Here is a 13673-nt window from a genome sequence, read left to right on the forward strand (position 1 = left end):
GATCACTCGCCGCCGGGCGGCCTCTCGCCGGTGCGGCGGGCCTGCTCCGCGACCCAGCCGACGATCTGGGTCCTGGAGTTGAAGCCGAGTTTGCACAGAATGTGCTCGATGTGGCCCTCGACGGTGCGCTGAGCGATCACCAGCGCCGCCGCGATCTCCTTGTTCCGCATCCCCCGGGCGATGAGCTGGGCGATCTCGGTCTCCCGCGGGGTGAGCGGCGTGTACTGGTCCTCCCCGCCGGACGGGCCGGGCGAGGGCGCCTCCTCCATGAGGGCGTACGCGAGCGCCTGGTCGGCGGAGCGCCTGGTCCCGCGCTTGACGGCCGCCTGGAAGGCCGGTTCGCCAAGAGCCTGGCGGGTACGGTCCTCGCATTCGTCGTGGTACCGGACGAGGTGGCCGAATCCCAGCAGGGGTGTGCCGATCGCCTCCCAGACGTTGCGCAGAACGCCCAGCAACGCGCCGGCCCGCGGGTACTCCTCCTGTGCGGCGGCGATCCAGGCCAGCACCTCGATCGTGAGCCCGACCCCGACCGAGTCGTCCAGAGCGTGGAAGACGCGCAGGCTCTCCTGCTCCAAGGCGGTCGCGCGCCGCACGTCGCCCTGGCGCCAGCGTTCGATGCCGAGCGCCGTCATCGTGTACGCCCGGTGCCAGCCCTCGCCGTGGGCGTCGCAGATGGCGATGCCCTCCTCGGCGGCGGCGACGGCGCTGTCCGAGCCGCCGAGGAACGAGTGCGCCAGGCAGAGCCAGGTCAGCGCCTGGACCTGGCCCGCCGGGTCCCCGCCGGCGCGATGATGGGTCACCGCCTCCTCGAAGGACTTGACGGCCGACTCGGTGTCTCCCGCGTGCATGGCGACCATTCCGGAGTAGAGCGCGACGTAGCCGAGCACCGGTTCCAGCCCGAGTTTCTCGCCGAGCGTCCTGCTCTTGGCCAGCAACCCGACGGCCGAGGCCTGATCGCCCTGGATGATGGCGAGCGAGCCGCATGCCCACAGCGCCCGGGCCCTGACCTCGGACCGGGCGGCGGGCTGCGCGAGTCCCTGTTCGAGCCAGTCGCGGCCTTCGCCCAGGTGGCTGCTGGTGATCCAGTGGTCGAGCAGGTCGCTCGCCATGTCGATGCAGAGCCCGGCGCGCTCGGCCTGGCAGTACTCCAGGGCGGTGCGCAGGTTGGGGTGCTCGACGCGCAGCCGGGTCAGCAGTTGCGCCTGCGCCGGGCCGAACAGCTGCGCCTGCGCCTCACGCGAGAGCCGCCGGTAGTAGTCGCGATACCGGCGTTTCAGCTCCTGCTCCTGCCCGGAGGCCACGAGACGCTCGCGCCCGTACTGCCGGATCGTGTCCAGCAGCCGGAATCGCACTCCGTACGGATGTTCCTCGCGGATCAGGACGGACTTCTCCACCAGGCCGATCATCAGATCGAGGATCTCGTCATGGGCGATGCCGGCCCCGGCGCAGACCGCTTCGACCCCCTCCAGATCCAGGCTGCCGGTGAACACCGACAGGCTCGCCCACAGCCGGCGTTCGTCCTCGGTGCAGAGCCCGTGACTCCAGTCGATCAGGGCGCGGAGCGTCCGGTGGCGGGACACCGTGGCGCTCGGCCCCGTGTTGAGCAGCCCGAACAGATCGTCCAGCCGGTCGAGCAGCTGGTGGAGCGAGAGCACGCGCAGCCGTACGACGGCGAGCTCGATGCCGAGCGGCAGACCGTCCAGGCGGCGGCAGATCTGCTCGATCATGTCCTGGTTCTCGCTCGTGACGGTGAAATCGGGCAGAACGGCCGTGGCTCGCTCGGCGAAGAGCCTTACCGCGTCGGACATGGCGGACGCGGTGTCAGGCTGGGAGTCGCAGCCCGGCAGCGGCAACGTCGGCACGGGGAACGCCTGCTCGCCGACGGCTCCCAGCGGCTGCCGGCTGGTGGCCAGGATGCGCAGGTCCGGGGCGCAACGCAGCAGCGCCTGGGCCATCACGGTGGACTCGTCGAGGACGTGCTCGCAGTTGTCCAGGACGACCAGCGCCCGCCGTGCGCGCAGGTGCTCGGTGAGCACCTGGAGGGGCGGCCGGGCGGTGTGACTCTGGATCTTCAGCGCGGCGATCGTGGCCTGGGGCAGCAGTGCCGGGTTGTCGAGTTCGGCGAGCTCGACCAGCCAGACCCCGTCGGGGAAGGCCCGCCGCAGGTCGGTGGCGACGCGCAGGGCCAGCCGGGTCTTGCCGACGCCGCCTGGACCGGTGAGGGTGACCATCCGGGCCTCGGAGAGCAAGCGCTTGATCGCCGCTACTTCGTGCCGACGCCCGATGAAACTGGTCACCTCAGCGGGCAGACCGCCGGCGTACGCCTGCGCCGAGGCGCGCAACGTGGCAATGGTCATAGATGCCTCGCATCGGCTCCAGCGAGTGGGTCACCGTACGCGACCAAGAGCCGATATAACCAACATATGCCCAGGACGGGCGCCGATGACCCGGACGATATGCCTGGTCAACGGGCATATCTGGACCTTGTACCGAATCATGGGCAACCCCGGCCTCGCGCGTGGAACAAATTTTGCGCTGAGTGCCTGACTCGTCACTTAACTGACCTTGGCGGTGCTCTGATACGATCTTGGCCCACTGACGGGCTGGAGGCTTGGTGGCCGAAGTGTTGGCCCTGTTGGCCGAGGATCCCAGGACGGTGGGGTCCCACCGCCTGGAAGGGCGGCTTGGGGTAGGCGGGCAGGGCACCGTCTACCTGGGGCGCGGCGGCGACGGCGGCCCGGTGGCGGTCAAGCTCCTGCATCCCCACCTGATGGCCGACCACCGGGAGCAGAAACGGTTCCTGCACGAGGTGGAGACCGCCAGGCGGGTGGCGCCCTTCTGCACGGCCCAGATCCTCGACTGCGGGTTTGTCGGGGGCAGGCCGTACATCGTCAGCGAGTTCGTGGACGGGCCGTCGCTGCATGACGCCGTACGCGACAACGGGCCGCGCGGGGCGGCCGCCCTGCAGCGGCTGGCGATCAACACCGCGACCGCCCTGATGGCCATCCACGAGGCCGGCGTGGTGCACCGCGACTTCAAGCCCGGCAACGTGCTGCTCGGGCCCGAGGGGCCGGTCGTCATCGACTTCGGCATCGCCCGGGCGCTGGACCTCAGCCAGTCGGTCGTCAGCAGCCAGGCCATCGGCAGCCCCGCCTACATGGCGCCCGAACAGATCTCCGGCGGCGACGTCGGGCCCGCGAGCGACCTGTTCGCCTGGGGCGCGACCATGGTCTACGCGGCCACCGGGCAGCACGCCTTCGCCGGCGAGTCGATCCCCGCCGTCCTGCACACGATCCTGCACGGCGAGCCGGACCTCGGCGGGCTGGACGGGGCGGTGCGGGCGCTGCTGGAGGAGTGCCTGTCCAAGGTCCCGGCCCGGCGGCCCACCGCCGCGCAGGTGATCGAACGCCTGCGCGCTCTGCCGTCCCCCGTCTGGAACACCGTTCCGGTGAGCCGACCGGGACGCCCGGCCGTCGCCGTTCAGAAGGCGGACGGCCGGAGGCGCGGCCTGATCATGGGTACGGCGGGCGCGACCCTGCTCGTCGCCGCCGCGGCAGCCGGCTACTTCGCGCTCGTGCCCGCCGCGTCCGGCAGCAAGGCGACCGGGACGACCGCGGCGACCGCGGTGGCGTCGGTGCCCGTGGCCATGCCTTCCTCCAGCGCGCCTGAAACGCCGACCACGCAGGACACACCCGCCCCGGCGGAGATCGAGCGGTCGTCGGCGGCCGAGGCCGTGCCCAGTACGAGCGCCGTCCCGCGCGGCACGTCTAGCCCGACCCGCAGGGCGCCGCGTACGAAAGCCCCGGTCGTCGAGCCCACCCAGAAGCCGACCAAGAAGCCGACCCGCAAGCCCACGACCAGGCCGACCAGAACCACAACGCCCCCGAGCAGCCCGCCGGCGCCCTCCCAGGGCTCGATCACCTTCAACGACGCCCATGAATACTGCAAAGCGCAGGGCTACAGCATGGCCGCCGGAAGCTGGAGCTCCCTGTCGTGCTTCGGCATGACGACCAAGCCCATCACCGCGACGGCGGTGTGCCAGTGGAAGTACCAGGGCCGCGAGGCGGTCGCCGAGGAGCCTCAGTTCGCGTACTCGCAGGAGACGGCCTGCCGGCTGTCATGATGATCATGCCTTCGTGGCGGCGGCCACGATACGGCGGACGATCTCCTGGGCGATGGGCTCCGGCGAGCCCGAGACGGTGACCCGGGTACGGCCGCCCCCGGGCACGAACGTGCTGGAGCCGTCCGCCCCCACCTCCACCCGACCCTCCGGGCTGAAGGCGAACAGGTCCGGCGCCAGCATGCTCAGCACCGTGATCGGGTCGTGCGGGCTGTTCCACTCCTCGTTCCAGAACCGCCACCACTGCTCGATCTCCGCCTTCAGCGCCTCCCCCAGCGCCCCGGCCCCCGCGACGGCGGCCACGTCGGCGGCGTCCATCCGGACCGTGGTGGTGATCTCCAGGCCGGTCACCGTGATCGGCGCCCCCGAGCCGAAGACGATGGCCGCCGCCTCCGGGTCGCAGCGCAGGTTGTGCTCCGGCTCGGGGGCGTCGAAGCGGCCGCCCATGATCCACAGGTGCCGGACGTCCCGGGCGAACGACGGCGACGCCGTCAGAGCGTTGGCGAGGTTGGTGAGGGGCCCGACCGCCACGACGTCCACCTGGCCGGGCGCGCGGCTCACCTGGTCCACCAGGTACGCCGCCGCGTCCCCGGAGTCGACCGCCTCGGTCTCCAGGTCGGTGAAGAGCCTGCCCTCGTGACCCGCCCACCAGACGGGCCGGTCCGTCAGGGTCTTGGCCGCCCCCGGGATGACGGTCAGGGACCGGTCCGCGAGACGTACCAGCCGCTTGGCCAGGCGCGCCCGCAGCAACGTGTCACCGTAGACGGTCGTGCAGCCGACCAGGTCCACCTCCGGCGAGCCGAGCAGGACGGCGAGCGCCAGCGCGTCGTCCACGTCGGAGCCGATGTCGGTGTCGAAGATGACGCGCATGGTCGAAGAACTCATGGAGACCCTTCTCGGAGGTTGTTCTCGGAGGTTATTTGAGGCCCGTGGTGGCGATGGACTGCGTGAAGTGACGCTGGAAGCGCAGGATGATCAGCAGCGGGATGACCGTCAGCACGATCGAGCCCGCGAACAGTTGCCCGTAGTCGATGGTGAACTGGCCGCGCATGTTCGCCAAGGCGATCGGGCCGAGCTGGTGCTCGGCGTCGGTGCCGATGAGCAGCGGCCAGACGTACGACTGCCACTGGAAGATGAACAGCGTCAGGCCCGCGCTCACCAGGGCGGGACGCGAGAGCGGCAGGTAGATCCTGGCGAACACGCCGAACCAGCCGAGCCCGTCGATGCGCGCCGCCTCCACCAGGTCCTTGGGGATGGCCAGGAAGAACTGGCGCAGCAGGAAGATGGCCAGGCCGTGGCCCAGGCCCGGGAGGATGAGCCCGGCGTACGTGTTCGTCAGGTCCCAGTCGCGGAACAGCGTGGCGAGCGGGATCGCGATCGCGTCGAAGGGGATGAGGAAGCTGAGCACCACGATCGCGAACAGCGCCCCCTGGCCCCTGAACCGCACCGCCGACAGCCCGAACGCGGCCGCCGCCGAGATCAGCAGGCCCACGGCCACGGTGGCCAGCGCCACGAGCAGGGAGTTGAGTATCGCGCGGCCGAAGTCGCCGGTGACCAGGCTCGCGTAGTTTCCGAGGGTGGGATCGGCCGGTACGAGCGTCTCCCACGACAGCCGCGAGATGTGCCGGAAGATCTCCGAGCCGCCGCGCAACGAGCTGGACAGGGCCCAGAGCAGGGGCAGCGCGAAGGCCAGGCCGATGATCGTGCCCAGCAGGGCGTACAGACGTCTGGACACGGTCAGTCCCTCCCCCGGAGCAGCCGGAACTGCACGATCACCACGGCCAGGACGAGCAGCACGAGCAGCATCACCTCGGCCTGGGCGAGGTTCAGGTCGCCCACGGAGTAGGCGCGGGTGAAGATGTCGAACATGGTGACGTTGGTGGAGCCCTGCGGGCCGCCGTTGGTCAGCATCTGTACGGGGGCGAAGACGAGGAAGTTCGAGACCGTGTCCGCCACCAGCACGAACGCCAGCGGCCTGCGCAGCAGCGGCAGCGTGACGTGCCAGAAGCGCGCCCAGGCCGACGCGCCGTCGATCGCGGCGGCCTCGTACAGGGAGGTGGGGATGTCCTGGAGCCCGGCGATGAGGAACATCATCCAGTAGCCGACGCCGATCCACGACAGCAGCACGATCAGCGACCACAGGGCCTGGCCCGGCGAGGTGAGGAACGGCTGCGGCGGGATGCCCAGCACGCTCAGCACCGAGTTGAGCAGGCCGTCCGGCCGGTACGCGACGCTCCAGATCGCCGCCGAGACCGCCGGGGGCACCGCGATCGGCAGGATCACCAGCACCCGCAGGAACCGGACGCCCGCGAAGCGGCGGGTGAACAGGACCGCGAGGGCCAGGGCGGCGGCGATCTGCAGCGGGTTGACGATCAGGCTGAACACGAGCGTGACGCGGACGCTCTGGAGGAACGTCGGGTCGGCGAAGAGCGTGGCGTAGTTGCCCAGGCCGACGAACGCGGTCTCGCCGGTGACCAGGCTGGTGTGGCTCAGGCTGCTGGCGAACGCCATGACGGCGGGGATCAGCCGGAGGACGAGGAGCGCGACCAGGGCGGGCGCCAGGAACGCCAGCGACACCAGCACCGGCCGCCCGACCACCCGGCCGCTCCGCTTACGCCGAGACGACGGCCACCCGCCCGCCACGCCTCCGCCTTTGCCTCCGCCTCCGGATGACGGCCGCCCATCCGGCGCGCCTTCGCCGCCGGACGACGGCCGCCCATCCGGCGCGCCCGACATACCCGCCAGGCCTCCGCCTCCGCCTCCAGACGACAAGTGGTGCCCGTCCGACGCACCCGTCATCGCAGCTGGGCCCAGGCCGTCTTGACCTCCTGCGTGGCCTGTTCGAGCCGGGTCTTGGGATCGGCTCCGTTCCGGATGTCGGCGAACGCCTTGGTCATGATGTCCTCGAACTGGATGTACCCCACCGACCTGGGCCGCGCGACCGCCGTGTTGTCGGCGTCGTACGTGAGGATCTCGCCGACCCCCTTGCTCTTGTCACCGCCCAGCGCGTCGAGGGTGGGGACGTACTTCTCGAAGGCGGCCCGGTTCGACGGGATGATCGTGGTGGCCTTCGTGGTCAGCAGGTTGCCCTCGGGGTCGAGCGAGGCGTACTCGAGGAACTTGCGCGCGAGCGGCTGGTTCTCCGACGCCGGGTTGATGCCCCAGGACCACGAGCCGGTCGGCGTCACCTGCTTGCCACCCTTGAAGTAGGGGTACGGCGCCACGCCCCAGTCGAGGTCCTTGGCCCCCGAGAAGACGCCCACGTCCCACGGACCGCCCGCGAAGAAGGCCACCTTGCCCTCGCTGAACAGCGGCGAGGTCTGGAACGAGCCGACCCCGCGCGGCGCCAGCTTGTTCGCGAACAGGTCGCGGTACCACGTCATCGCCTTCACCCAGCCGTCGGTGGTCAGGTCGGGCGTCAGCATGTCGGGGCCGGTGATCCCGGAGCCGCCGCCGAGCGACTCGGCCAGGCTCTGCAGCTGGTAGTACTGCTCGATCTGCTCGGGGATGAACGCCCACTGGGCGCCGCCCTCGGCCTGCGCCTTCTTGCCCGCCTCGATCGTCTGCTCCCACGTCCAGCGCTTGGCGGGGTCGCTCGGCGGCGGGGTGATCCCGGCCTTCTTCAGCAGGGTCTTGTTGTAGAAGAGGAACTGGTCGGAGGTCCAGATGGGGACGGACCAGAGCTTGCCGTTGTGTTCGTTGACCTCGTACTGGGCGGGCAGGGCCGCCTGCTTGACCCGGTCCTTCCAGTCGCTCAGGTCGACCAGGAACCCCCGGGTGGCCAGCGCCGCGACGCGCGGCTGGTCGACGGTGTAGACGTCGATCGTGTCGTCCTTGGCGGCCAGCCGCTGCTGCAGCGTGCTGTTGAGCTGGTCGAAGGGGATCTGCGTGTACGCGACCTTCACGCCGGGGTTCTTGGCCTGGAACCCGTCGATGACCGGCTGGAACGTCTTGGGATCTTCGGGCCCGACGAACCGCAGCGTCTTCGACGCCGAATCTCCCCCGCCCCCGCCTCCTCCGGATCCGCACCCGGCCGCCAGCACGGCCAGCAGGCTCACCAGGGCCAGGCTCTTCTTCATGGCTTTGCTCCTTCAAGCCTTCCGGCCGCTGACCAGGTCAAGCGCCGACTCTACACGTGTCACATCCACGATGGCCGCCCAGCATGCCACGAACCCCCACGAACCGACAAGACCTCCCACTCTTGACCGATCTTGTCGAGACGTCTACATATATATTCAAAGCCAACTATCCATTCGCTCTCAGAGAGGTGAATGTGAAGGCCCCGATCACCGCGCTCCTCACCACAGCGCTCGCCTTATCCCCCACTCCCCCACCCTTCACCTCCCCGGGAACGACCCCCCTAGCCAGCGCCGAGACCGCATCCACCAGCAACACCTCACCCACCACCGCCAGGACGACCACCAGCAGAGCCACAACCACCATCGGCGGGACAACCACCGGACACGCCCCCGTCCACCGTGACCGGCACCGCCGAGCCACAACCACCACCGACGGGACGACCACCCGCACCAGAACCACAGCCACCCCCAACGGAGCGACAACCAGCGCCAGCACGACAGCCGCGACCACCGCGGCAGCGGCCACCACCAACAGGGGCCCAGCCACCATCGACGGAGCCACGACCACCAGCAGCAGAGCCAACGCCGCCATCGACAGAGCGACGACCAGCGGAGCCGCAGCCGCCATCGGGGCGGCAAGCGTCAACGGACCAAGCACGACCGAGGCGGCGGGGACCCTCACGCAACCAACCGTGGCCGATGGGGCGGGGGCCCTCAGCGGACGGGATGTGCCCAACGGGGCGGGAACCCTCGGCGGACCAGACGTGGCCGATGGGGCGGGGACCCTCACGGAACCAACCGTGGCCGGTGGGGCGGGGGTGCGGTTTTCGGTGCCGGGGCGGGCGAGGGGGACCTGCGTGGACGCGCCGTTGAAGATCAGCTTCCCGGCACCCCCGACGCTGGGGTCCTCTGGCGCGATCGAGGTGCGCCGGGTCACCGACGGCACGTTGGTCGATCGGGTCGAAGCCGCCGCGGCCAAGGCCGACAAGAAGAACATCGGCGCCGCCGTCTCCGACACGGGCCTGCCGCACGACTTCTCGTACGAATCGATCATGATCGACGGCAACACGGCCAACGTGTACCTGCACCGGCAGCTCGAGTACGGGCAGGAGTACTACGTCACCGTCGACCCCGAGGTGTTCGCGGGGTTCGGCGGGGTGCAGGAAGCCGGAAGGTGGGGCTTCAAAACCCGGAAGCGGGGGGTTCAGAGCCGGCACCTGACGGTTTCCGGGGCTGGGACCGGGGACTTCTGTACGGTGCAGGGCGCCGTCGATGCCGTGCCGACCGGCAATCAGTCGCCTGTGACGATCGATGTCCGGCCGGGTGTCTACACCGAGATCGTCTACGTACGCGAGGACCGGCCGCACATCACCGTGCGCGGGGCGGGTGCGGGCCGGACCGTGATCCAGTACGCCAACAACGATCTACGCAACGGCGACGCGGCACTGCGTCAGGGCGGCCCCGCCGATGTGTGCCCGCGCCGCGTGCTGGAGACCTCGGACCTGCACAACTGCTGGCGCGCCATGTTCGGGGTGGACGCGGCGGACTTCCGGATTCAGAACCTCACACTTCACAACACGACCCCCGACGGCGGCTCGCAGGCGGAGGCGTTCCGGGGCAACAACGAGCGGATCGCACTCGAACGCGTGGACCTGCGCAGCCACCAGGACACCCTGCGCCTGCAGGGCAAGGGGTTCGTCACCGGCAGCCGGATCAGCGGCGACACCGACTTCGTGTGGGGCACCGGCACGGTGTTCATCCAGGACTCGGTGCTGGAGTCGACGGATGCCGGCTACATCTCGCAGAGCCGTAACGACGTCACCAGGCCGGGCGCGGTGTTCGTCCGCACCAAGCTGACGCGCGCCCCCGGCGTTCCGGACGGCTCGGTGGTGCTGAGCCGCAGCGCCGTGTGGCGGTTCACGCACAGCCAGGCGGTGTTCATCGACACCGAGATGGACGGCCACATCGCCCCTGTCGGCTGGGCCATCGACCCGAACGACTGCGCGCAGGCACAGACTCTCTCCTTCTGGGAGTACGGCAGCACCGACCTCACCACGGGCCGCGCCATCGACACCGCGCAACGACTGCCCTGCTCCCGCCAACTGACGACCGCCGAGGCGGAGAAGTGGAGCGACCCGTCGTTCGTCCTGGGCGGCTGGAATCCCCAGTCACGCTGAGCCGGGCAGCGGCGCACCTCTGGCCACCGAACCAGGGCGATGCGCTCCTGGCGAAAAGGACCGCCGCGGTACCTCTCCAGGCCACCGGACCGGAGCGGTGCACCCCGGCCACCGGACCAGGGCAGTGCGCCTCCTGGCCGCCAGACCAAGGCGGTGCACCTCCCGACCACCGAACCAAGGCGAGACGCCTCCCAGAGAACGAGCCAGGGAGGTGCACCTCCCGGCCACCGGACCAAGGCGGCGCATCCCGGCCATCGGATCGGGGCGATACGGCTCCGGCCACTGAGCCGGGGCGGTGCACCTCCCGGTAACCGGGTCGGGGTGGTGGCGGGGGCTGAGATCACGGGTTTGACGTAGTGGAAGGAATGGATGAGATGGACAAGTTGGCGAGTAGGCGTGCTCTGCTGGGCGGGGTGCTGGGTGGTATCGGGGCTGCCGTCGTCGCGGGGCCGGCCGAGGCGGCGAGTCGTACCGGTGCGGGGGCCGGGGTCGTGGGCCGCGCCGGGAGCGGGAGCGCGGCCGGGGCCGAGAGTGCGGCCGGGAGCGGGAGTGCGGCGGGGACGGGTGGGCTGAACGAGGGGGTGCGCGGGGGGAAGGGGGCGCCGCGGCCGGTGGCGCCGGTCAATCAGGAGGTGGCGGACAGGTTCGGGCCCGAGTACAAGACGCTGCCGGCCGCCGTCGCCGGCGTCGACATCGAGCCGCTGATCGGAATCGCGTCGGCCGCCGACATCGCCGCCAAACGCAAGGGCATGATCGACTACATCTGGAAGGGCGCGGGGCAGCCGAAGACGCTCCCCACCGTTGAGACCGACGTGTCGGCTCCCGACTTCGCCTCCCTGACGGGTGTTCGCCGGATCGACCGGCTGACGGTCCCCCTGGGCTACCAGGTTTCGGCCAAGGTGTACGACATCGTCCCGCGCCGCGCCTGGAACCGGCGCCTCGCGCTCTACCACAACGGCCACGGCGAGCCGTTCGACACCATGCTCCGCACCGTCCAGGCCCTGCTCGACCGCGGTTATCGGGTGATGGCGTACGCGATGCCGTTCCAGCACTGGAACCAGCAGCAGATCGCCGACCCCAAGGACCCGGCGAAGCTGCTGCCGAACCCCTCCCACCGCGAGCTCCCGCCCTGGGAGAGCACCGAGTTCTCCGCCCTCACCTTCTTCCTCGAACCGCTCACGATCACCCTCAACTATGCGCAGGCCACGTACCGGCCGGCCTCCGTCGAGATGATCGGCCTGTCGGGCGGGGGCTGGACGACAACGGTGTTCGCGGCGCTCGACCCGCGCGTCACCCGCAGCTATCCCACGGCCGGGTCGCTGCCGTTCTTCCTACGCCCCGCCTCGCCGAAGCCGCGCCCCACGACCGGCGACTGGGAGCAGACCAAGGAGGCGCTGCCCGGCTTCTACGCCGCCACCTCCGACGACTTCCTCGACATGTACGTGCTGGCGTCCGTCGGTCCGGGGCGCGGGCAGGTGCAGATCCTCAACCGGTTCGACGAGTGCTGCTTCAACGGGGTCGGGCACCGCGTCTACCAGGCCCCGGTACGCGACCGGGTGGCGCTGCTCGCCGGCGGGCGGCCCGAGCACGGACGGTGGGATCTCCTTGAGGACGCCACGCACGACGACCACACCATCTCGCCGTTCGCGCTGTCCGTCATCCTCTGGGACCTTGACACCACAAATGTCACAACATAATATCGGAATATAGATACGTACTTGAATAGATATTCAAGATAATTGGAAGGGTGTGCATGGCGGGCCGTACCTTTTCCCACCGGCGCAGAGTGATCGTCAACACCGACGCCAAAAACGAGGCGGACGACCAATTCGCCATCGTGCACGCCCTGCTCTCACCGAGCCTCGATATTCGCGGGCTGATCGCCGCGCATTTCGGCAATCGCCGCACCCGGTCGAGCCTGGAGGAAAGCCGCGCGGAAATCGACCTGTTGCTGCGGTTGATGAAGCTCGACGGCACGGTCAGGGTCGAGGACGGCGCCCCGTACGCGCTGCCCGACGTGGTCACCCCGGTCCCGTCGCCCGGCGCGGACCTGATCATCGAAGAGGCCATGCGGGACGTCCCGGAGCCGCTGTACGTGGCCTTCCTCGGCCCGCTGACCGACATGGCCTCGGCCCTGCTCCTGGAGCCGCGCATCGCCGAGCGGGACGTGACCGTGATCTGGATCGGCGGCAACGGGTACGACGGGCGCGGCGGCCTGCCCGCCCGGCCGGAGTTCAACCTGTCCAACGACATCGTGGCGGCCAATGTCGTGTTCTCCTCGGCGGTCAAGGTCTGGCAGGTCCCGGCGCCGACGTACCGGATGACGGCGGTCGGATACGCCGAGCTCGACGCGAAGGTGGCGCCGTACGGCGAGATCGGCGAGTACCTCGTGCGCCAGCTCGTCGAGTGGAACGAGCAGCACAGCGGGCCGTCGATCGAGTTCCGCGCGCTCGGCGATTCGCCCGCGATCGGGCTGATGCTCCACCCCGACTGCGGGACGTGGGTGGAGCGCCCCGCCCCGAACTTCCGCCACGACGGGTCGTACGACTTCTCCCTCGAAAATCGGGCGATCCGTACGTACGACTCGATCGACTCGCGGTTCATCTTCGAGGACTTTTTCGCGAAGCTGCAGGCCTTCGCCCGGCGGTAGGCGCGATGGTGGGAGGGAGGGGTGCGACGTGGGCTCGCTGGCGTTCGGGGGTGGGAGCGGGGCGGTCGGGCACCCTGCCGGCGGCCTGCGGCTCGGGCGGGGCTCGCCCGGCTCGCGACCCTGGGCCGGAGGAGTGGGCTGCACACGATGCTGGGGTCGTTCGGCGGCCTCGGCGCGGCGCGGACCAGGTCGAACGGGCCGCGGGCCGATGGTGCTGACCCGACCACGTCGAACGGGCCCTTCCGCGGCGATGGACGGGCGACGGCGACCTGGGAGCGGGCCGACGGCGCTCGACCGACCACGTCGAACGGGCCCTTCCGCGGTGCCGGACGGGCGACGGCGACCTGGGTGCAGGGCGACGGTGCTGGGCCGACGACCTCGAAGGGGCCGTTCGGTGGTGCCGGACCGACCACGGCGACCCGGGTGTGGAGGGACGGTGCTGGGGCGGCTGCGGCAACCGGGGCAGCGGGGCGACGGTGCTGGGGCGGCGTGGCTGGCGGGTGGAGCCGGCGGGGGTGGCGGTGGCGCGGTCGGTGTACGGTCCCGTCGGGTGCTGTCCTGGGTGGCGGGTCGTGGCGCGTGCCACGTACCCGGGGCATCGTGGTGCGAGCGTGGCCGCGGGCTAGCAGAATGGCACTCGGCAGTGG

Annotated in this window: 10 protein-coding genes; 4 read left to right on the top strand and 6 right to left on the bottom strand. The window is 70.3% G+C overall.

The window, feature by feature from the left end; genetic code table 11:
* Positions 1–2: 2 nt before the first annotated feature.
* Positions 3–2357, bottom strand: a complete 2355-nt coding sequence (locus ACIHFD_RS28795) for an ATP-binding protein (RefSeq protein ID WP_397369511.1) — start codon at positions 2355–2357, stop codon at positions 3–5.
* A 257-nt stretch (positions 2358–2614) separates the two neighbouring features.
* Between ACIHFD_RS28795 and ACIHFD_RS28800 the strand changes: the two genes are divergently transcribed.
* Positions 2615–4123, top strand: a complete 1509-nt coding sequence (locus ACIHFD_RS28800; RefSeq protein WP_397369512.1) for a serine/threonine-protein kinase — start codon at positions 2615–2617, stop codon at positions 4121–4123.
* 3 nt (positions 4124–4126) lie between these two features.
* Here the strand turns inward: ACIHFD_RS28800 and ACIHFD_RS28805 are convergent, their stop codons facing one another.
* The 5 genes from ACIHFD_RS28805 to ACIHFD_RS28825 all read right to left on the bottom strand — a co-directional run bounded on the left by ACIHFD_RS28805 (position 4127) and on the right by ACIHFD_RS28825 (position 8881).
* Complete coding sequence (locus tag ACIHFD_RS28805; RefSeq protein WP_397369513.1) at positions 4127–5005, bottom strand: nucleoside hydrolase; 879 nt, start codon at positions 5003–5005, stop codon at positions 4127–4129.
* Positions 5006–5036: 31 nt separating this feature from the next.
* A complete protein-coding gene (locus ACIHFD_RS28810; protein ID WP_364255120.1) occupies positions 5037–5855 on the bottom strand; it encodes a carbohydrate ABC transporter permease in 819 nt (272 codons plus the stop codon).
* 2 nt (positions 5856–5857) lie between these two features.
* Positions 5858–6718 (bottom strand): carbohydrate ABC transporter permease, encoded by an 861-nt coding sequence (locus ACIHFD_RS28815; RefSeq protein WP_397369514.1) that lies wholly within the window; start codon positions 6716–6718, stop codon positions 5858–5860.
* 197 nt (positions 6719–6915) lie between these two features.
* Positions 6916–8199 carry a sugar ABC transporter substrate-binding protein gene (locus ACIHFD_RS28820; protein WP_350733818.1) on the bottom strand — a complete coding sequence of 428 codons (1284 nt, stop codon included), beginning with the start codon at positions 8197–8199 and terminating at the stop codon, positions 6916–6918.
* 166 nt (positions 8200–8365) lie between these two features.
* Entirely contained in the window at positions 8366–8881 is a 516-nt protein-coding gene (locus tag ACIHFD_RS28825; protein ID WP_397369515.1) for a hypothetical protein, read from the bottom strand.
* Positions 8882–9056: 175 nt separating this feature from the next.
* On the opposite strand from ACIHFD_RS28825, the gene ACIHFD_RS28830 reads away from it, so the two are divergent.
* The 3 genes from ACIHFD_RS28830 to ACIHFD_RS28840 all read left to right on the top strand — a co-directional run bounded on the left by ACIHFD_RS28830 (position 9057) and on the right by ACIHFD_RS28840 (position 13026).
* A complete protein-coding gene (locus ACIHFD_RS28830; RefSeq protein ID WP_397369517.1) occupies positions 9057–10376 on the top strand; it encodes a pectinesterase family protein in 1320 nt (439 codons plus the stop codon).
* Between the two features lie 374 nt (positions 10377–10750).
* Positions 10751–12073, top strand: coding sequence for a hypothetical protein (locus ACIHFD_RS28835; protein ID WP_397369518.1), 1323 nt, complete (start codon positions 10751–10753; stop codon positions 12071–12073).
* A gap of 56 nt (positions 12074–12129) precedes the next feature.
* The gene (locus tag ACIHFD_RS28840; RefSeq protein ID WP_397369519.1) at positions 12130–13026 is read left to right on the top strand and encodes a nucleoside hydrolase; all 897 of its coding nucleotides are present in this window, start codon (positions 12130–12132) and stop codon (positions 13024–13026) included.
* Positions 13027–13673: the final 647 nt, after the last annotated feature.

It is taken from the genome of Nonomuraea sp. NPDC051941, assembly GCF_044593615.1.